At 62.4% G+C, this 17905-nt stretch carries 19 protein-coding genes and 1 pseudogene; 11 read left to right on the top strand and 9 right to left on the bottom strand.

All coding sequences use genetic code 11. The features are described from left to right. Positions 1 to 137 precede the first annotated feature (137 nt). Positions 138 to 1136, bottom strand: coding sequence for an alpha/beta fold hydrolase (locus PSH80_RS10775; RefSeq protein WP_233100866.1), 999 nt, complete (start codon positions 1134 to 1136; stop codon positions 138 to 140). A gap of 299 nt (positions 1137 to 1435) precedes the next feature. On the opposite strand from PSH80_RS10775, the gene PSH80_RS10770 reads away from it, so the two are divergent. Genes PSH80_RS10770 through PSH80_RS10760 form a run of 3 tightly spaced genes read left to right on the top strand, consistent with a single transcriptional unit; the run spans position 1436 to position 4730 of the window. Further along, positions 1436 to 2992 (top strand): NAD(P)/FAD-dependent oxidoreductase, encoded by a 1557-nt coding sequence (locus tag PSH80_RS10770; RefSeq protein WP_169990650.1) that lies wholly within the window; start codon positions 1436 to 1438, stop codon positions 2990 to 2992. Then, positions 2989 to 3885, top strand: a complete 897-nt coding sequence (locus PSH80_RS10765) for an SDR family oxidoreductase (protein WP_305420162.1) — start codon at positions 2989 to 2991, stop codon at positions 3883 to 3885. The genes PSH80_RS10770 and PSH80_RS10765 overlap by 4 nt, the downstream gene beginning before the upstream one ends. Next, complete coding sequence (locus tag PSH80_RS10760; protein WP_057959854.1) at positions 3885 to 4730, top strand: metal-dependent hydrolase; 846 nt, start codon at positions 3885 to 3887, stop codon at positions 4728 to 4730. Before PSH80_RS10765 ends, PSH80_RS10760 begins: the two co-directional genes overlap by 1 nt. Positions 4731 to 4794: 64 nt before the next feature. Here the strand turns inward: PSH80_RS10760 and hemN are convergent, their stop codons facing one another. The 3 genes from hemN to PSH80_RS10745 form a co-directional block, all read right to left on the bottom strand. Then, on the bottom strand, positions 4795 to 6180 hold the full coding sequence (gene hemN / locus PSH80_RS10755) for an oxygen-independent coproporphyrinogen III oxidase (protein WP_225923855.1): 1386 nt from the start codon (positions 6178 to 6180) through the stop codon (positions 4795 to 4797). Continuing rightward, the gene (locus PSH80_RS10750) at positions 6167 to 7492 is read right to left on the bottom strand and encodes a coproporphyrinogen III oxidase (RefSeq protein ID WP_305420160.1); all 1326 of its coding nucleotides are present in this window, start codon (positions 7490 to 7492) and stop codon (positions 6167 to 6169) included. The genes hemN and PSH80_RS10750 overlap by 14 nt, the downstream gene beginning before the upstream one ends. Positions 7493 to 7585: 93 nt before the next feature. Beyond that, positions 7586 to 8029, bottom strand: a complete 444-nt coding sequence (locus tag PSH80_RS10745; protein WP_057959857.1) for a CopD family copper resistance protein — start codon at positions 8027 to 8029, stop codon at positions 7586 to 7588. A gap of 329 nt (positions 8030 to 8358) precedes the next feature. On the opposite strand from PSH80_RS10745, the gene PSH80_RS10740 reads away from it, so the two are divergent. Beyond that, a complete protein-coding gene (locus PSH80_RS10740; protein WP_057959858.1) occupies positions 8359 to 8964 on the top strand; it encodes an SCO family protein in 606 nt (201 codons plus the stop codon). Next, positions 8964 to 9434: a copper chaperone PCu(A)C gene (locus tag PSH80_RS10735; protein ID WP_305420157.1), complete on the top strand. Its 471-nt coding sequence runs from the start codon at positions 8964 to 8966 to the stop codon at positions 9432 to 9434. Before PSH80_RS10740 ends, PSH80_RS10735 begins: the two co-directional genes overlap by 1 nt. A 1005-nt stretch (positions 9435 to 10439) precedes the next feature. Here PSH80_RS10735 and PSH80_RS10730 read toward each other — a convergent pair. After that, positions 10440 to 10769 (bottom strand): DHCW motif cupin fold protein, encoded by a 330-nt coding sequence (locus PSH80_RS10730; protein WP_057959859.1) that lies wholly within the window; start codon positions 10767 to 10769, stop codon positions 10440 to 10442. 135 nt (positions 10770 to 10904) lie between these two features. Between PSH80_RS10730 and PSH80_RS10725 the strand changes: the two genes are divergently transcribed. Beyond that, positions 10905 to 11399: an HIT family protein gene (locus PSH80_RS10725; protein ID WP_186626133.1), complete on the top strand. Its 495-nt coding sequence runs from the start codon at positions 10905 to 10907 to the stop codon at positions 11397 to 11399. Here the strand turns inward: PSH80_RS10725 and PSH80_RS10720 are convergent. Next, positions 11380 to 11850 carry a GNAT family N-acetyltransferase gene (locus tag PSH80_RS10720; protein ID WP_128593766.1) on the bottom strand — a complete coding sequence of 157 codons (471 nt, stop codon included), beginning with the start codon at positions 11848 to 11850 and terminating at the stop codon, positions 11380 to 11382. The two genes, PSH80_RS10725 and PSH80_RS10720, sit on opposite strands and share 20 nt — an antisense overlap. Before the next feature lie 192 nt (positions 11851 to 12042). On the opposite strand from PSH80_RS10720, the gene PSH80_RS10715 reads away from it, so the two are divergent. Continuing rightward, positions 12043 to 12375: a hypothetical protein gene (locus tag PSH80_RS10715; RefSeq protein ID WP_057438669.1), complete on the top strand. Its 333-nt coding sequence runs from the start codon at positions 12043 to 12045 to the stop codon at positions 12373 to 12375. Here PSH80_RS10715 and PSH80_RS10710 read toward each other — a convergent pair. Continuing rightward, positions 12368 to 13981 (bottom strand): hybrid sensor histidine kinase/response regulator, encoded by a 1614-nt coding sequence (locus tag PSH80_RS10710; RefSeq protein WP_076964888.1) that lies wholly within the window; start codon positions 13979 to 13981, stop codon positions 12368 to 12370. The two genes, PSH80_RS10715 and PSH80_RS10710, sit on opposite strands and share 8 nt — an antisense overlap. A gap of 110 nt (positions 13982 to 14091) precedes the next feature. Here PSH80_RS10710 and PSH80_RS10705 point away from each other — a divergent pair, with 110 nt between their 5' ends. From PSH80_RS10705 to PSH80_RS10690, 4 genes and pseudogenes are all read left to right on the top strand, one after another. Further along, positions 14092 to 14694 (top strand): response regulator transcription factor, encoded by a 603-nt coding sequence (locus PSH80_RS10705; RefSeq protein ID WP_057438671.1) that lies wholly within the window; start codon positions 14092 to 14094, stop codon positions 14692 to 14694. A 28-nt stretch (positions 14695 to 14722) separates the two neighbouring features. Further along, positions 14723 to 14902 (top strand): annotated as a pseudogene (locus PSH80_RS10700) (ASCH domain-containing protein); the annotation flags it as partial. Positions 14903 to 15067: 165 nt separating this feature from the next. Continuing rightward, the gene (locus PSH80_RS10695) at positions 15068 to 15505 is read left to right on the top strand and encodes a GNAT family N-acetyltransferase (RefSeq protein ID WP_076964903.1); all 438 of its coding nucleotides are present in this window, start codon (positions 15068 to 15070) and stop codon (positions 15503 to 15505) included. Between the two features lie 81 nt (positions 15506 to 15586). Beyond that, the gene (locus PSH80_RS10690; protein ID WP_057438672.1) at positions 15587 to 16078 is read left to right on the top strand and encodes a GNAT family N-acetyltransferase; all 492 of its coding nucleotides are present in this window, start codon (positions 15587 to 15589) and stop codon (positions 16076 to 16078) included. 14 nt (positions 16079 to 16092) lie between these two features. Here the strand turns inward: PSH80_RS10690 and PSH80_RS10685 are convergent, their stop codons facing one another. Together PSH80_RS10685 and PSH80_RS10680 are read right to left on the bottom strand one after the other, a co-directional pair. Beyond that, positions 16093 to 17304: a YgcG family protein gene (locus PSH80_RS10685; protein WP_057959864.1), complete on the bottom strand. Its 1212-nt coding sequence runs from the start codon at positions 17302 to 17304 to the stop codon at positions 16093 to 16095. Between the two features lie 129 nt (positions 17305 to 17433). Beyond that, the gene (locus tag PSH80_RS10680) at positions 17434 to 17811 is read right to left on the bottom strand and encodes a type 1 fimbrial protein (RefSeq protein WP_057959865.1); all 378 of its coding nucleotides are present in this window, start codon (positions 17809 to 17811) and stop codon (positions 17434 to 17436) included. Positions 17812 to 17905: the final 94 nt, after the last annotated feature.

Genomic DNA, 17905 nt, shown 5'->3' with positions numbered 1-17905 from the left:
AATAGCGCGGAATCGATAGGTCGTCAACTACTTTTTCGGGGCCTTTTTTACGTGACCGGCCAGTCTCTTTTTCATCCGTTCGGTCAGGTGTCTAGGGCAAGCGTCAGCGACTTTCGACCACGCCGTGGGGTTCACGATTATTTACTCGCCAGCGCAAACGGCGGGTGCAACACCGTGGCGCTTGCCACCGGCTTGCTGCGCTTGGCCACCTGCTCGACCAGTGCCGCCACGCGCTCGGTGGCGGTGATTGGCAGCATATGGCCACGGCCTTCGACCAGCTGCAGCTTCAGCCCTGGCACCTTGTCTGCCAGGGCCTGGCCGTGCTTGCGAAAGTCCAGCACCTTGTCCCGCGAGCCATAGATCAGGCCGATGGGCAGGCGCAGTTGCGGGTAGCGTTTGACCATCTCGGGCAGGTAATCGTTGACCAGACTGATTTCGGTGGAAGCGGCATAGAAGTTATCGGGGCGCATCCCCAGCAGGCCGCCGCCACGGGTGGCGAAGTCGGCCGGCGCCGGGTCGGGAGCGAACACGCCCTTGACCACCGCACCACTGGTGAGCATGCCGATGGGCACCGTCAGCGTGCGCGACACCCAGCGCCGCAGCCAGGCCGGGCGCACCGCCAACGACAGAAACACCAGGGGGAGCATGCGCTGGGGATGGGTCAGGGGTGCCACCAGCACCAACCCGGACACCGCATGGGGATGGTCCAGGGCCAGGGCCAGGGAGATCGCCCCGCCCAGGGAATGCCCCAGCACCAGGGGCTGGCCCAGGTCCAGGGTCTGGATAAAGGTCGCCACTTGCCGGGCCTGGCTTGGCAGGTCGGCACCGGTGCCTTTGCGGCGGGTGGAATAGCCTGAGCCGGGTCGGTCCAGGGTGATCACCCGAAAGTGCTCGCGCAATTGTGCGGCCAAGGCATAGGTCAGGTTACGACTGCTGCCCATCAGGCCGTGGATCATCACCAGCGGCGGGCCCTTACCCTCGTCTACATAATGAAAGCGCTCGCCATCCACCTCCAGAAAGCGCCCGTTGCTTGGAACAGCCACTTCGATACGGCGCGTCATCCAGGCACTCAAGCCCCATAACGCCGCACTGGCAGCCATAAACACACCCGCAGCGACAACCCATTCGACAGCCATAGCTCGGTCCTCTGCTTCCCTGCTGCTGGCGATCTGACCGGTATTGGTCAAGACCTCAGCCATCGTCCACACCCTGGACTTCAACTGCGCGCGTCAAGCGTTCGTCCGTCGGACAAATCGCACATAAAGGACAAGGGTCTAGCGTAGACGACATTTTCAGGTAGATTATTTAAAATTTTTTTTAAAATAATAAATACAATTTTTCTTTGCAATGGTGTTCTATCTAAAAGCCAAAACAAAAAAGGAGCACATCCGATGTCAACACCCGTAAGGCGCCCACAGCCCACGAGGGACACCCTATGAATGCCTCTACCCAGCCAAGCGGCCCGGCAGATTGCGTCGATATCGCAATCATTGGCTCAGGCTTCGCCGGCCTGTGCATGGCGATCAAACTCAAGCAAGCCGGGCTCGACGACTTCTTTATTGCCGAACAGGCCGACTCCCTGGGCGGCACCTGGCGCGACAACCACTACCCGGGCTGCGCCTGTGATGTGCAATCCCACGTCTATTCGTTTTCCTTTGCGCCCAACCCCGACTGGACCCGCCAGTTCGCCCCCCAGGCGGAAATCCGTGCCTACCTGGAACATTGCGCACAGCGCTTTGAGTTGGCGCCGTACCTGCGTTTTGGCATGGGCCTGCAACAGGCGGTGTTCGACGAGCAACTGCAACGCTGGCAATTGCAGTTCAGCAATGGCCGCCGCGTCAGTGCACGGGTACTGGTGTCGGGGATGGGGGGACTGTCCCGCCCGGCACTGCCGGAAATTCCGGGGTTGGACAGTTTCAAGGGCAAGCGCTTTCACTCCCAGCACTGGGACCACGACTATTCACTCAAGGGCAAGCGTGTGGCGGTGATTGGCACCGGCGCCAGTGCGATCCAGTTCGTGCCGCGTATCGCCCCCCAAGTGGCGCACCTGGACCTGTTCCAGCGCACCCCGCCGTGGATCATGCCCAAGCCGGACCGCCCCATTTCAAGTTTTGAGCGCTGGGTGTTCAAGCATCTGCCGTTCACCCAGCGCCTGGTGCGCGGGGCTTTCTACTGGGCTCTGGAAGGTCGGGTGGTGGGCTTTGCGCTGCACCCGCGCCTGATGAAAGTGGTGCAGAAAATCGCCGTGCGCCATCTGCACAAACAAGTGGCGCGCCCTTCCCTGCGCAAAGTCCTGCGGCCGGACTACACCATCGGCTGCAAGCGCGTACTGATCTCCAACGACTACTACCCAGCGCTCTCACGCAGCAATGTTGAAGTGGTCACCGACGCTGTACTGCGAATCGAGGCCGACGGGGTCGTCACCGCCGATGGCATCAAGCACCCGGCTGATTGCCTGATCTTCGGCACCGGGTTCCAGGCTACCGATCCCCTGCCCCGCGACTGCATCATCGGGCGCGGCGGCATTGACCTGATGGAGGCCTGGAGCGATGGCGCCCATGCGTACAAGGGCACCACCGTACCGGGCTATCCGAACCTGTTCCTGATCGTCGGGCCCAACACCGGGCTGGGCCACAACTCGATGATTCTGATGATCGAGGCGCAGGTCACCTACATCCTCGATGCCCTGCAACAGATGCGCCGCCAGCAAATCGCCACGGTCGAGGTCAAGCCAGCCGTGGAAAGCGCCTACAACCAGCAAATCCAGGCAAAACTTCAGCGCACCATCTGGAACACCGGCGGCTGCCGCAGTTGGTACCTTGACCCGCGCACCGGCAAAAATACGACGTTGTGGCCCGGCTCGACCTGGCGCTTCAAACAGGTCACCCGCCAGTTCGCCCTGCGCGATTATCAGGTCACGCCACTATTGACCGGCGCCACACCGCGTCCCGTCGCGCCACCCCATGCCACCGCAGAAGGAAGCCTGTCATGAAGTCATTCAATGGCCGCGTGGCGGCCATCACCGGTGCCGCGTCCGGCATGGGCCGCGCCTTGGCCCTGGCCCTGGCGCGCGAGGGTTGTCACCTGGCCCTGGCGGACAAGAACCAGGCCGGCCTGCAACAAACCGTGGAGCTGATCCAGCGCAGCAGCCTGGCGCCGATCCGCGTGACGTCAAGGGAGGTGGATGTTGCCGACCGCCAGGCCATGGAGGATTGGGCCGCCAGTTGCGCGGCAGAACACGGCCAGGTGAATTTGGTTTTCAACAATGCCGGGGTGGCCCTGTCGAGCACCGTGGAAGGTGTGGACTACGCCGACCTGGAGTGGATCGTCGGCATTAATTTCTGGGGCGTGGTGTACGGCACCAAGGCCTTTCTGCCCTACCTCAAGGCCAGCGGCGAGGGGCATGTGGTCAACACCTCCAGCGTGTTCGGCCTGTTCGCCCAGCCCGGCATGAGCGGCTACAACGCCACCAAGTTCGCGGTGCGCGGCTTTACCGAGTCCCTGCGCCAGGAGCTGGATTTGCAACGCAGCGGCGTCTCGGCCACCTGCGTGCATCCCGGTGGGATCCGCACCGACATCTGCCGCAGCAGCCGGATCGACGCGAACATGACCGGGTTCCTGATCCACAGCGAACAACAGGCCCGCGCCGACTTCGAAAAACTGTTTATCACCGACGCCGACCAGGCCGCCAAGGTCATCCTGCAGGGCGTGCGCAAGAACAAGCGCCGCGTGCTGATCGGCCGCGACGCCTACGCCCTGGATCTGCTCGCGCGCTGGCTGCCGGCGGCCTATCAAGGGCTGGTGGTGTTCGCCAGCCGGCGCATGGCACCGAAACAGCGCAAGGCCCTGCCACCCTCCCCCCTCTCTGAACAGGAGTCGCCATAATGCTGCCCATTCGCCGCGACCTGCGTTTTACCCTGCCTGCCGAACGCATCAAGGACTGGCACGAGCAAGGCCCGTTCATCACGCACTTTTTCAATGCCCTGTCGTTGCTGTTTCCCCAGGGCGAATTGTTCTTCATGGACAGCGTGCGCCACTATCGCCAGCGCATCGACGACCCGGCGTTGAAAAAGGAGATCCAGGGTTTTATCGGCCAGGAGGCCATGCACAGCCGCGAGCACGTGGCCTACAACGAGCTGCTGCAAGCCGCCGGGCTGCCGGCCCACCTGCTGGACCGCCGCTTGAAATTTATGCTCGACCTGCAAAAGAAGCACTTGCCGCCGTCCTTCAACCTGGCGGTGACCATCGCCCTGGAACACTACACGGCGATGCTCGCGGAAATCCTGCTCAGCGACCCCACGCGTTTTGGTGATTCGCTCAAAGGCTACCAACAGATGTGGTACTGGCACGCCCTCGAAGAAACCGAGCACAAGGCCGTGGCCTTTGATGTGTGGAACAGCGTGATCAAACCAGGGCCCAAGCGCTATCTGCTGCGCACCGGGACCATGCTGTTCACCACGGTGTTTTTCTGGCTGGTGGTGTTTGATTTCCACCTGCGCCTGCTGATCGCCGATCGCCGCGCGGGCGGGCATCTGAAGGGTTTCTGGCGGATGCTGAAGTTTCTCTACGGGCCCAAGGGCGTGTTCCCGCGCATGGCGCGGCCGTGGCTGCATTATTTCAAGCCGGGGTTTCATCCTTGGGATCACGACAACCGGGCACGGTTGGAGGGGATTGATAAGCTGGTGGAAGAGATTGAGCGCACCAACGGCGCGGCAGGCGCCTATACCTGAGCCGTGGTGAGGGGGGGCTGTGGCGAGGGGGCTTGTCCCCTCGCCACATGGGTGGATTCGGTGGTCAGACCGTGCGGGAAAACTGCCCCTTCTGCTGCCCACCCAGGTACGCATCAAACGCCATCGCCACGCTGCGCACCATCAGTTGCCCCTGGGGCAGCAACTGCACCCCATCGTCCTCGACATGCAGCAAACCATCCGCCACTTGCTCATCCAACTGTGACAACGCCTGGGCAAAGTATTCGGTAAAGCGGATCGCATGCCCCGCCTCGACCCCGGCAAAGTCAATGCGCCCATGGCACATCAGGCCGTTGATCACGTCCCGGCGCAACACGTCATCGGCGTTCAGGCGGTAGCCGCGCTGCACCGGCAACAACCCGGCGTCGATCCGCGCGTAGTACTGGGACAACTCCTTGACGCTCTGGCTGTAGCTGTCGCCCACCTTGCCGATGGCCGACACGCCCAGCCCGATCAGGTCGCAATCGGCATGGGTCGAGTAGCCCTGGAAATTGCGCTGCAAGGTGCCATTGGCCCGGGCCAGGGCCAGTTCGTCGTCGGGCAAGGCAAAGTGGTCCATGCCGATGTACACATAACCCGCTTCGGTCAGCCGGCGAATGGTCAACTCCAGCAGCTCCAGCTTGCGCTCCGGCGGTGGCATGTCTTCGGGGCGGATCATGCGCTGGGCGCGGATTTGCGTGGGCAAATGCGCGTAGCTGTAGGCCGCCACACGGTCCGGGCGCAGGGCAATCAGCTTGCCCAGGGTCACGTCGAAACTGGCCACGGTCTGCAATGGCAGGCCGTAGATCAGGTCCACGCTGATGGACTTGAAGCGTGCCTGCCGGGCGGCCGCGACCAACTGCACAATCTGCTCTTCGCTCTGCACGCGATTGACCGCCGCCTGCACATCGGCATCAAAGTCCTGCACGCCAAAACTCAGGCGATTGAAGCCCAGCCCGCGCAGGTTATGGATGCGTTCCACGCTGATGGTGCGCGGGTCGACCTCAATGGAAAACTCATGGTTGTCGCTGGTATCCAGGCTGAAGCCCTGCGCCAGGCTTGCCATCAACTCGGCCAGTTGTGCATCGTCCAGGTAGGTCGGCGTACCGCCCCCCAGGTGCAACTGGGTCAGGGGCCGCGTGCGATCGAACAGCGCGGCCTGCATCTGGATTTCGCGCTTGAGGTAGCTCAGGTACTCCACGGCGCGATGGGTCTTGCGCGTGATGATCTTGTGGCAACCGCAGTAGTAACAAAGGCTCTGGCAGAAAGGTATGTGGATGTACACCGACAACGCCTTGGGGGCCGCCCCCTGGTTGCTGGCCGCTACTGCCTGCCGGTAGTCATCCAGGGCAAACGCCGAATGAAACTGCGGCGCCGTCGGGTACGAGGTGTAGCGCGGCCCCGGGCGGTCGTATTTCTGCACCAGGGCCCGGTTGAACTCAAACGCTTTCATGGTCGATGGTCTCATCGTTGGAGCAAGGGGGAACCGCGCTGCCTGCCCGGTCAAACAGCGCGCAGAGGGCTTCGACCCGCTGCCGGCCCGCAGGCAGCACACAGAGGAAGCGCTCGGACAAGTCGATCAGGCCGTCCTGGTGCAGATGCTCCAGCAACGGCCAGATCGCCGAAAAGTAGCGGGAAAAAATCACACCATAACGGCGCTCCAGCGCCTGGATATCCAACTCCAGGTCACAGGCCAGGCGCTCCATGACATGCTGACGGATCTGATCGCCCGCCTCGCAGCGCCAGCCGCGGGCGGTGGGCAACAGGTCGCTGTCCAACTGCTGACGATAGCGCGCCAGGTCGTCGGTGTTTTGCGCATACAGGTTGTCGAGCTGGCTGATGGCGCCCAGGCCAAAGCCGATATGGTCGCAGTAACCATGACGGGTAAAGCCCTGGCAATTGCGGCTCAGGCGTCCGTGTTCCTGGGCCAGCGCCAGGTCATCGTCAGGGCGTACGAACTGGCCCAGGCCAATGTAGTGATAACCGGCAGCTTCCAGGTGCTGGAAGGCGATCGCGCGCATCGCGCACTTGTCGGCATTCGACGACAGCGCCCGCGCCCGTTGCTGCTGGTAGCGCCGGGGGGCCTGGGCATAGTCGAACACTTGCAGGCGGTCCGGCTCGAGGGCGATCAGGCTGGCCAGCTTGGCTGCAAAGCTGTTGCAGGTCTGCCAGGCGTGGCCATACCCGAGGTCGACATTCACCGAGCTAAAACCCAGGGTGCGCGCCGCGTCGATCAGCGACTGGATGGGCGCCGGGTCTTGATAGCCGGCCACCGAAGGTGTGACGTCGCTACTGGCATCCGACACGCCGATATTGATGTGATTGAAGCCCAGTTCACGCAGGCGGCCCATGGTCGCCCAGTCGGTGTGCAGCGGGTCGAGGTCGAGGCTGTAGTCACCCTGGTCATGCTCGAGAAAATGCAGGCGACTGCGCAGGTGCGCCATCAACCGCTGCAGGTCGGCCATCGCCGGGGTAGCGCCGCCCAGATGGAATTGATCCACCGGCTGGCGCCCGCCCACGTGGCAACCGACCAGGTGGATTTCCTGCTCCAACGCGTCCAGGTAGTCATCGGCCACCAGGCCCGCCGGCCATTGCAGGTTCAGCGCCAGGGGGCGTTGGCGTTGGCGACTGCTGCGCATGGCGCGCAACAGGTCGAGGGAGCCGATCCCCGTATGAAATTTGCCGATGTCGACCTGGCCCTGGTCCAGCACGCTTTGGTCACGGCGCAGGCGCCACTCGCGGGCGGGATGAATGACAGTGAGCATGACGGCCTCCGGGTCTGGCTACGGTGGATCATTGTGCGGTGCGACCGGACAGCGCACCTTGATATGCATCAAGGCCAGGGAATACGAGGGGGGTTACCAGGTGATGTAGAACATGCTTTTGGCCAGCAACACAATGGCGACCATATGGCAGAACAGGCTCAGATGAACGAAGCGCAAATAGGCCGCGCTGACCCGCCCACGCCGCATCAGCCACACCGTCAGCAAAAAATGCATCAGCACACTGGCGGCGAGGATCAACTTGAGGGTCAGCAAGGCGCCGAATGCCGAACTCGATGGCGCCGCCAGCACCGGCAGATAGCGCAACCAGACCATGCCGATACCCGCGCCGAACAGCACCAGCAGCACCCATGGCATCAAGGCCCTGGCACGGTTGCCGATGCCCTGCTCCACCAGCAGCATGACGCGGGCCGGCAGTTGCTTGTGCACGCTGGCGAGGATCAGTACTTCAAAGAACACCGTGCCGATAAACATCAGCGCCGCGAACAGATGGGCCAGCAGAAACAGGAGATAGAGCATCAGCGCCTCACAGTGGGCCGGTCCGTATGGCGTGACTGTGCCCCAGGCCGGGGGGACGCTGCCTTGATGCGGGTCAAGAGCCCTGATAATCGTTGAAACATTTGCCCAAAGCCTTGTACGCCGGGCGTTTCAAGGCGTCTGCGACAGTGTGCCACAGACGCAATCGCCCCCTCGGCTGGTAAGGTGGCGACCGCCCCTGTGGCAGAACGTCGCAGATTATCAAGCGTGATCAACACCGGTAGACTACCCACCCTGCTTGTTCACCGCTTTTCAAAGCCTGACTGACCTGTTATGCGCAGCCGTCAGGCGCTTCACGGGACGCCCACTTCATGAATACGTTACTCACCCGCCGCAAGGTCCTCACCGGTATGGGCCTGCTGGGCCTGGGCCTGCTGAGCGGCTGTGACACCGGCCCCAAGCTGAATTTCAAGTACGGCAAGGATCTGAGCAACAAGATCATGGGCCGCACGTTCAAGCTCAAGAATACCGCCGGCGAAACCGTGACCCTGACTTCGTTTCGCGGCTTGATGCCGGTGGTGTTCTTCGGGTTCACCCAGTGCCCGGCCGTGTGCCCCACCACCCTGGCGCGCATGGCCCAGGCCAAGAAGCTGATGGGCCGCGACGGCGAAATCATGCAGGTGATCTTTATCACCCTGGACCCGGAACGCGATACGCCCGAAGTGCTCGACGCCTACGTCAAGGCCTTCGACCCCAGCTTCGAAGCGCTCTACGGCACGCCGGAAGAAATCGCCGTGGCCGCCAAGGAGTTCGGGATCTTTTATGAAAAGATCCCCGCAGGCGACACCTACACCCTGTCCCACACCGCCACCAGTTTTGTGTTCGACACCCGCAGCAACCTGCGCCTGGGCCTGTCGGCATCCCTTAACGCCAAAGAGTGCGCAGAAGACCTGCTCACCGTCATGGAGGTCTGCTAATGACTGCTGTCCACACCCTCAAGCGCATCGCCCTCGGCCTTTCCCTGCTGGGCCTCGCCGCCCACGCCAGCGCCCAGGTCCAGGTCAGCGATGCCTGGGCCCGCGCCACCGTACCGGGGCAGCATTCGAGCGGGGCATTCATGACCCTCACCGCCGACAGCGACAGCAAGCTGCTGAGCGTCAAGTCGCCGGTGGCCAAGGAAGTGCAGATTCATGAGATGAGCATGAAAGACGACGTCATGCGCATGGGCCCGGTGGATGCCGTGGCACTGCCGGCCGGCCAGGCGGTGAAGCTTGATCCCGAGGGTTATCACGTGATGCTGATGGGCCTGACGGGCCAGATCAAGGAAGGCGACCAGGTGCCGCTGACCCTGACGGTGGAAGATGTCAAGGGTGACAAGCAGACCCTCGAAATCCAGGCCCCGGCCCGCAGCCTGGGTAGTGCTGGTGGTCATCATATGAACCATTGATCCTGAGGGTGGGAGCTGGCTTGCTCGCGGTGGCCATCGGTATCCTCTTCTGGGTATGTGTACATATCCGTTGCTGCGGTTATGGCGGCTATTGGTTCCGCCCAACGGCGGCTCACTTTTGGAAAAGAGCCCCAAAAGTAACCAAAAGGGCTCTTGCCCCACCACTCGGCACCTCGCCCAGGCTCGGTGTGCCCGTCATCCGACATTGATTTGGGGGGCCGCCGCGATGGGCCATCCATGGCCCAGCGCGGCTAACCCGGCGTCCTGCCGGGTTACCCCCCAAATCAATATCGGATGACGGCCAGCGTGGTTTAACGGGGCGCCTCAGATCAAAAGCAAAGCGAGGCGGCCTGACAGCCGACCTGATCGTCGAAGCGTGTGCGTACCCCTGTGGGAGCTGGCTTGCCTGCGATGACGGTGCATCAGCCAATACATTTATCGACTGATACACCGCCATCGCAGCGATGCGGCGACCCGACAAGCCAGCTCCCACAGGGGGGAATGCAGCTTCGCGCCCCGGCTTTGCTGTTGCTGTTGCTCTGCTTTTGATCTGGCTTTTGATCTTGATCTCAGGCGCCCCGTTAAACCACGCTGGCCGCAGGCAGGTATTGCGCAGTGGGCACCCCGGCATGGATGCCGGGGTAGCCGCGACACGGCCAGGGATGGCCGATCGCGGCGGGCCCACGGAGCAATGCCTGACTGCGGGCATGCCGAGCCTAGGCGAGGCACCGAGTGGTGGGGCAAGAGCGCTTTGCTTACTTTGGCGCTCTTCCAAAGTGACCCGCCGTAAGGGCGGAACCCTAAGTGGCCATAACCGCAGCAACGGATATGTACACATACCCAGAAAAGGATACCGATGGCCACCGCGAACAAGCCAACTCCCACAGGGGATCTTTGCCGAGTGCAGAGCTTTGTGCCACACCGCCCATCAAATACGGGAGTTGTGCCGAGACACCAAACTCTGAAAACCCCACGATGGATCCATCTCAGCCGATGGACGACTAATCAATCCACAATAAACAGCCTGGCCCCGGTGGCTGTGCTCGACCGGTGCCCGTCCCTGTCGTTGCCCACCTGATAACTCATCCCCGCCGTCAGGGTGAACTGGCGGCCATCCTCCAGTTCAGTCTGCAACTCCCCCTCCAGGCACAACAACACATGACCGCGCCAACACCAGTGGTCAGCCAGGTAGCCAGGGCTGTATTCGACCATGCGCACGCGGGTGGTGCCGAAATGGCAGGTGCGCCATAGGGCGCTGCCGGTTTCGCCAGGGTGCAACTCTGGTTCGATGGTCGACCAGTCGGTGGTGCCAAAAGGGGTAGCCAGTAGATCCATGATTGCCTCAGCGTTAAAGCAAAGAGCAGGACAGTACCCACAAGACCCGCCCGTCGAAAGACACAGATCGCGCCCATTTCTGGGATACAGGGGGTTGCCTTTGGTATCCTGCCGGCCCGACCTAGGTGCCCGGCCATGCACATTGCTCCGTCCCATATCCTCCACGAAACCGAACACTGGCTGCTCAACCATCACCTGGCCTCGGCCCTGCCCGGTTATTTGATGCTGGGGGCCAAGACGCCAATCAGCTCGCTGGCTGACCTGCCCGACGCGGCCCTGGCGGAAATGGGTGGCCTACTGGCGAAAACCCAGCGGGTGATGGAAGTACAGCTCCAACCCAAGTGGCTATACATCAGCCGCTTTGGGCATATGCCCGGTTTCCCGCTGCATTTTCATTTGATCCCGGTCTATGACTGGGTCGAAACGCTGTTCTGGGAGGATGAGCGCTACCGGGTGCTGCAAGACTTCGGCACTGGCAGCGACGGGCAAGCGGCGACGGATGGGGCCGAACTCACCCTGTTTATCTGGCGCGAGTTCGGTGAGAACCCGACGCCACCCGCGACGGCCGGGCTCACGGTGCCGGACGTGATCGAGCGGCTGCGGGCGGCGTTCAAACAGTCAGGCGCTTGACCATCGGGATACACGCCAGCTCCAGCCCCGAAGGCGAATGATAGATGGACTGTTCGCAGCCTTCATAACCACGCCTGCGATAGAACTGCGCGGCATTCAACGTCGCGTCCAGCACCACCTCCTCAATCCCCAACTCCAGCGCCACTTGCTCCAGGTGCTCAAGCATCTGCCGGCCAAAACCGCGCCCGATAGAACCGGGCAGCACAAACAGCGCTCCCACTTCCCGGTGCGCCGGGTCAAGCATGCCCGTGGCGACCGGCTCGCCATCGACGCAGCCCAGGTAAAACGGCTTGGCCATTAGCGCGGTATAGCCGTCCTCGGCCGCGCCACGGGTCCAGGTCAGCATCTGTTCGGCGGTGTAGGCGCCGATGCATTGGCCGCGGATCGCCTGACGGCGAATGTCGAAGGCGATGGGGCCATCGTCGTCGGTGGCGCGTCTGATTTGCAGCATGCGAATCTCCCTGAATTAACTCTGTTTGCCGTGACCTCAAGGTGCCATTAGCACACTTGTGCTAATCGACCCCGCAGGCCCCCGGCGCTATATTCCCCGGTACTCCAATGCTCCCCGCCAGCACGTCGAACCCGCCGTGCAAGGGATCGTTGTGCGTTGAAAACACTAAAACAACCCCAAGGAAGACACGCCATGAAACTGCACTCCCCTGTCGCCCGCCTTGCCCTGTTGGGCGCCCTGATGCTCGGTGTTGCCGGTTGCAGCAATATCAAGCCCACCGAAGACCACCTCAAGACCCTCTCGGAAACCAACCTCGGCGAGCCGGTCAAGCGTGTCTCCAATGTCCGCAGCGACTCCATGACCACCTATTACATCGCCAGCACCGCCTCCGGTGACTACAACTGCTCCGTGCCCAGCGGTGCCAGCGGCGGGATGTTTGCAGTGGCCAGCTTTGGCATGATGAAACCCGCCGCCTACTGCCAACCCAAGGGCGCCCGGGGTAACGGGTTGACGCCGTTTAACTAGTAACCGGCCCCTGGCTGAGGTCGCGCAGGGTGCCCCGTAGTTCAGCGGGGCGCACTGGCTTGGACAAAATGGCGATCTGCCGGTCGTGCAGCGCCGCCTGGATCTTCTCCACCTCATGCCCGGTCAGAATCAGCGCCGGCACCGCCACGCCACGCTGTGCACGCAACCGGTCGATGCACTCGATACCGGTGGCGTGGTTGCCCAGGTCATAGTCGGCGACGATGATGTCGCAATCGCTGACCAGGTTATGCCCGCTCGACTCCGCCTGCACCTGGCAGCCCCAACGCTCCAGCAATGCCTGGGTGGCCAGCAGCACGTTGTGGTCATCTTCCACCAGGCACACTTTCAGGCCGGTCAACAGCCCCGCCTGGCGTGCATCGTCGCGCACCGGGGGTTGATGGGGCGCGGTCGCCAGGTGCAACCCGCGCAGGCTGACGGACGTGCCATGGCCCACCCGGGAGCGCAGCACCACGTCCATGTCCATCAACTGCCCCAGACGCTTGACGATGGACAAGCCCAGGCCGACCCCTTCGACGTCCTTGTCGCGCAGGTGGCGGACGCGATAGAACTCCTCGAAGACCCGCGGCAGATGCTCCTCGGCAATCCCCCGGCCCTGGTCGTGAATCTCCACCCGCACCTCGCCGCCGCGCTGGCGCACGCCGATCAGTACCGGGCGCTGGCCGCCGTACTTGAAGCAATTGGAGAGCACGTTCTGCACCATCGTTGCCAACAGCGCCGGATCCACCCGCACCCAGTGGGCGCAGGGGCGCAGGCGCAGTTCTACGCCGGCCCAGCGTGCGGCTTCGGCGTTTTGCCGCAGCAGGTCGGCCAGCCACTCACCCAGGTGCACCACCTGGTATTTGGGCAGCAGCCGGCCGTTATCCAGGGTGTAGAGATCGAGAATGGAGCGGAACAACTGCGAGACGTTGAGCAGCGAACGGTCGATATTGTCCACCAGCCGCCGCTCCTCATCGCCCAACCGCGCTTCACGCAGGCACGCCGTAAACAGGCCGATGGAGTGGATGGGCTGGCGCAGATCATGGCTGGCCTGGGCGAGGAAGCGCGACTTTTCCAGGTTGGCGGCGGTGGCCTCTTCAGACGCCTTGCGCGTGCGCTCCAGCAGCAGGTGGGCGTAGACCGGGATCACCGTGCTGGTAATCATCAGCATCAGCACCATAAAGGGCTGCGCCTGCCACAACGGGGTCAGCCGATACACAATCAGCAGCGCCAGCAACGCCAGGCCCGTGGCAATCGCCAGGTAGCGCGAGCCATAGCGCATGCCATTGCCCAGGTTGACCCAGACCATCACCGCATACAGCGGCAATGCCGCCTCGCCGCCGACTACCAGGCCGAACGAGGTGCCGGTGTAGTCGTGGATCATCCCGAAAACCCGTCGCGCCGGGTAATGCCCGGGCCAGCGTGCAATCACCTGACGCAGCACAACCGAGACCAGCAGAAACAGGCAAATATAAATAATCACCGGCACATAGCGGTCCATCGACTGCCCCGGCAAAAAGCCCAGCAGGCTGATGTACACAATGGCGCAGACGGCCACCACAATACGCAGGTTGGCTTGGTCCAGTTCGGCGTCTTTCACGAACTTCATGGGCAACGTCCTTGTACGGTCATCGTCTAAACTGTGCCCCCAGCAGGCAGGCGCTGAGCAGAGTGGTAAAGTAGCACGCCACACAACCTGGCCCCAGGGAGGAGCACACCATGACATGCCGGATCATCATCGCCGACGACCATCCCATGTTTCGCGAAGGCATGCTGCGCACCGTGCAACGCCTGCTGCCCGAGGCCCGCGTGGAACAGGCCGGCGATCTGGATACAGTGCTGCACCTGCTCAAGAGCGGCAGCGAAGTCGACACCCTGATCCTCGATTTGCGCTTCCCCGGCCTGACCTGTATCAGCCAGTTGGGCGAGCTGCGCCAGCAACTGCGGCGCACCACGCTAATCGTGGTGTCGATGGTCGATGACCCGGGGTTGATCGAACAGGTGATGGCGCTGGGCGCCGATGGTTTTATCGGCAAGAACATCGCCCCCGAAGAAATCGGCCAGGCCCTGCTCGCCATCCGCCAGGGCGAGGTGCTGGTCAAGTTCGCCCCCTCGGGGCTGTTGCCCCTGGACACCAACACCCTGACCGCGCGCCAGCAGGAGGTGTTGCGACTGATCGCCCAAGGCAAGACCAACAAGGAAATCGCCAAGGCCCTGGATATTTCGCCGTTTACCGTACGCATCCATGTGTCGGGGTTGTTGAGAAGTCTGAACGTGCCATCGCGGGCAGCGGCGGCAGTGAAGTACAACACCCCTCTTTAGGAGCAGCACCATCAAAGCCCTCTCCATCGTGCGCCCCAGCGGCAGCCGCATCGCCGCAGGCGAAAAAACCCTGGAAATCCGCCGCTGGCAGCCACAACTGGAGCCTTCCCAGGACCTGCTGATTGTCGAGAACGGGCGCTTCCTGCATACCGATGGCGATGAAGATGAAACCGGCGTGGCCGTCGCCATCGTACGGGTAAAAGCAGTGCGTGCGTTCACCCCCGAGGACGTGCCAGCGGCCTGCGCCAGCTATTTCGAGGAAGGCTGGCTCGCCTGGGAACTGAGTGATGTACGGCCGCTCACCCGCCCCTTCACCGCCCTGGCGGCACGCGGGATCTACGACGTTGAATTCATGGATAACGGCGAGAACTGCATGAACAGCCCTATCAGAGTCGCCACCCCGGCAGATATCGACGCCATCTTCGACATTCGCACCAGCGTCAGGGAAAACCACCTGTCCCACGAGCAGTTGGCAGAAATGGGCATCACCCCCGATGCCATCCAACTAGCCATGCAGCAAGCGCCCTGCGTCTGGGTCGCCGAGGTGCAAGGTGTAGCGGTCGGGTTTGCCATGGCCGATATCGACGACGGCTGTGTATTTGCCGCCTTCATCCGCCCCGAATTCGAAGGCCGCGGGCTGGGCCGCAAACTGATGGAGCAGGCCGAAGCCTTGTTGTTCCAGCACCATCGACAGATCTGGCTGGAAACCGCCCAAGCGAGCCGGGCCAGTGGGTTTTACCAGCGCCTGGGCTGGGTGGAGGTTGAGCAATTGGCGGACGGGGATATTCGGATGGAGAAGCACCGGCAATAAGCCTGCCGCTGGGATTTTCGCCAGCGCACCGACCCCGCTATCATGCAGCCCCTCGTTCAATCGCCCAGCCCAGGAATCCCCATGCCCGCCCTCACCTTGCGCAACGCCACGCCGGCAGACGCCGCCCGCTGCTACGAGATCGAAATCAGCGCCTATGAGGGCGATGAAGCCGCGACCCTGGAGAAGATCGCCACGCGTATCGCCCTGTACCCGCAAGGCTTCCTGATTCTGGAAGCGGACGGTCAGGTAGTGGGCTTTATCAACGGCGGTTGCGCCCATGATGTGGTGATGTCGGATGAGGCCTTCAAGGAGTTGGTGGGGCACTCAGCGGATGCGCCGAATGTAGTGATCATGTCGGTGGTGGTGGACCCGGCGCACCAGGGCAAGGGCTACGCCACGCAATTGATGACAGCCTTTGTGCAGCGCATGCGCGGGATGGGCAAACAGACCATCCACTTGATGTGCAAGGAGCAGCATGTGCCGCTGTACACACGCATGGGTTACCAGTATGTGCAGCCCTCGGCGTCAGACCACGGCGGGATGGCTTGGCATGAAATGGTGATGACGCTCTGAGCCGGCACGGGGCCTCACCAGCTCCCTGAGGCCCCACCGCCGCCGCTGGAACCGCCGCCACCGGAAAACCCGCCACCGGAGCTTGAACTTGAGCTGGAGCTGGAGCTTGAACGGTCACTGGAACCGGAGCTCGACCCGCCCGTGCCCTGACCATAAATGAACAACGCCGCGAACGAGCTGATAGGCCAGGCGAACAACCAGCCATCAAGCCCCATCTCCAGCATGTACCCCGCCGCGCCATAGACCCCCAGCACCATCACCGATTGCACGCAAAAACCCAGCCGGCTGTGTTTCCAGGCGGCTTTCATCACCGCGAACAGGATCAGGTACAGGCCCAGCACCGCCAGCGCGGCCAGCGGCCATGCCAGCCAGTTCATAAAGGACACTTCAGTCAGGTAGTGATCCACCAACCCCAGGCCGATGCTGTAGGTCATCAGCCCCACTACGCAATAAAACACCGCCTTGGCCTGCCATAACGCGCCAAACAGAGCCGCGCTGATCGACATACAAAACGGCAGCGCCAGCACATAGATCGGCCAGGCCTTGCCATTGATCGCGGCCAGTGCCGTCAGCAACACGGTCAGCACCAGGCCGGCAATCAGGCCGCGGCGCCAATGCAGCTTGCCCGAGGCCAGCAGCACCCCGCCGACAGCCCCCAGAATCAGCGCCAGCAACACCGCAGTTTCATCCACTGTTTCGCGGGTCTGGTCTACTGCCGGCAAGTCACCCCCCTCGACCAGCACGGTCAGGGCGTCCACGGCGCGCTGCACACCGCCAGCGTAATCGCCCTGGCGAAACGCCGGGTTCAGTTGCTCCTCGATAATCCGGTGGCTCAACAGGTCCGTGACCACCCCCTCCAGGCCGTAACCGACTTCGATCCGCACAGTGCGGTCGTCCTTGACCACCAGCAGCAAAATACCGTCGTCGATGCCCTTGCGCCCCAATTTCCAGGCGCGAAACAGTTGGGTGGTGAATGTTTCGAGGTCAGCGTCGCCCGTACTCGGCAGCAGCATCACGGCGATTTGCGCGCCTTTGCGTTGTTCGAGGTCTGCCAGTTGCTCAGTCAGACGCTGCTGGGTCGAGGTATCCAGGGTATGGGTCAGGTCGATCACCCGCTGGTTCAGCGGCACATTCTCCAATGCCGGAGGCGCCGTTTGCGCCACGGCCAGCGTGGTGAACACCATGACCAGCAGGACCAAGACCGATTGCCGTATAAACTGCCCCATCGTTTGTTACCTGACGTTTCATCCTGAAGACGCCGACTTTACCTGATCAACCCGCGTTGAATCTCCAGGCTGACGCGAAAAGTTCGTGGCAACACGCCCCTGCGAGCCGGACCTTCGACATCGCGACAATCAGGGATAACTCAGCGTCACCAGGTAAGCCCCTGAACGCAACGGTTTGCCTGCCGCATCGCTCAAGTTGTATTGCCGATCGAAGTAACGACCATCGCGCGTTTCAGTCACCATCTTGACCTTGACCACCGAGTGGTCCAAGGCACTGACGGTACGCACCGGCTCGACACCCTGGGCGCTGACGTTGCTTGCGGGTACAAACTGCGGGCAACCACTCAGGGCCAATGTCGCCCCCGCCCCATCGCCCGTAGTGCATGTTGCCTCGACGATGCTGCCGCGGAAATGGATAACACCGTGGCTCACGGGCGCCGCCTGGGCAGTGCCACTGACGAGCGCGAAAAACAGGCTGATACCGACTGCCAAACGTTGACTGCTCATATTGAACGCTCCTGGGTATGTACCCATCACGTCGGCAAGCTTGGTCGGTTTCTTGAGTGTTTGAGAAATGCCTGATGGTTAATTTTTCAAGGAT

Origin of the sequence: Pseudomonas sp. FP818 (assembly GCF_030687335.1) — a bacterium.
Classification (GTDB): Bacteria; Pseudomonadota; Gammaproteobacteria; order Pseudomonadales; family Pseudomonadaceae; genus Aquipseudomonas; species Aquipseudomonas shahriarae.
Note: the sequence above shows the minus strand (reverse complement) of the source record. Positions and strands in the feature narration are given on the sequence as shown.

Bases quoted from the DNA above. Each gene is read 5' to 3' on its own strand.
- PSH80_RS10715 (WP_057438669.1), top strand. From the start codon at position 12,043: ATGAAACTGCACTCCCCTGTCGCCCGCCTTGCCCTGTTGGGCGCCCTG.
- PSH80_RS10690 (WP_057438672.1), top strand. From the start codon at position 15,587: ATGCCCGCCCTCACCTTGCGCAACGCCACGCCGGCAGACGCCGCCCGC.
- PSH80_RS10730 (WP_057959859.1), bottom strand. From the start codon at position 10,769: ATGGATCTACTGGCTACCCCTTTTGGCACCACCGACTGGTCGACCATC.
- PSH80_RS10710 (WP_076964888.1), bottom strand. From the start codon at position 13,981: ATGAAGTTCGTGAAAGACGCCGAACTGGACCAAGCCAACCTGCGTATT.
- PSH80_RS10720 (WP_128593766.1), bottom strand. From the start codon at position 11,850: ATGCTGCAAATCAGACGCGCCACCGACGACGATGGCCCCATCGCCTTC.
- PSH80_RS10740 (WP_057959858.1), top strand. From the start codon at position 8,359: ATGAATACGTTACTCACCCGCCGCAAGGTCCTCACCGGTATGGGCCTG.
- PSH80_RS10735 (WP_305420157.1), top strand. From the start codon at position 8,964: ATGACTGCTGTCCACACCCTCAAGCGCATCGCCCTCGGCCTTTCCCTG.
- PSH80_RS10765 (WP_305420162.1), top strand. From the start codon at position 2,989: ATGAAGTCATTCAATGGCCGCGTGGCGGCCATCACCGGTGCCGCGTCC.
- PSH80_RS10705 (WP_057438671.1), top strand. From the start codon at position 14,092: ATGACATGCCGGATCATCATCGCCGACGACCATCCCATGTTTCGCGAA.
- PSH80_RS10685 (WP_057959864.1), bottom strand. From the start codon at position 17,304: ATGGGGCAGTTTATACGGCAATCGGTCTTGGTCCTGCTGGTCATGGTG.
- PSH80_RS10775 (WP_233100866.1), bottom strand. From the start codon at position 1,136: ATGGCTGTCGAATGGGTTGTCGCTGCGGGTGTGTTTATGGCTGCCAGT.
- hemN (WP_225923855.1), bottom strand. From the start codon at position 6,180: ATGAAAGCGTTTGAGTTCAACCGGGCCCTGGTGCAGAAATACGACCGC.
- PSH80_RS10745 (WP_057959857.1), bottom strand. From the start codon at position 8,029: ATGCTCTATCTCCTGTTTCTGCTGGCCCATCTGTTCGCGGCGCTGATG.
- PSH80_RS10680 (WP_057959865.1), bottom strand. From the start codon at position 17,811: ATGAGCAGTCAACGTTTGGCAGTCGGTATCAGCCTGTTTTTCGCGCTC.
- PSH80_RS10750 (WP_305420160.1), bottom strand. From the start codon at position 7,492: ATGCTCACTGTCATTCATCCCGCCCGCGAGTGGCGCCTGCGCCGTGAC.
- PSH80_RS10725 (WP_186626133.1), top strand. From the start codon at position 10,905: ATGCACATTGCTCCGTCCCATATCCTCCACGAAACCGAACACTGGCTG.
- PSH80_RS10695 (WP_076964903.1), top strand. From the start codon at position 15,068: ATGAACAGCCCTATCAGAGTCGCCACCCCGGCAGATATCGACGCCATC.
- PSH80_RS10770 (WP_169990650.1), top strand. From the start codon at position 1,436: ATGAATGCCTCTACCCAGCCAAGCGGCCCGGCAGATTGCGTCGATATC.
- PSH80_RS10760 (WP_057959854.1), top strand. From the start codon at position 3,885: ATGCTGCCCATTCGCCGCGACCTGCGTTTTACCCTGCCTGCCGAACGC.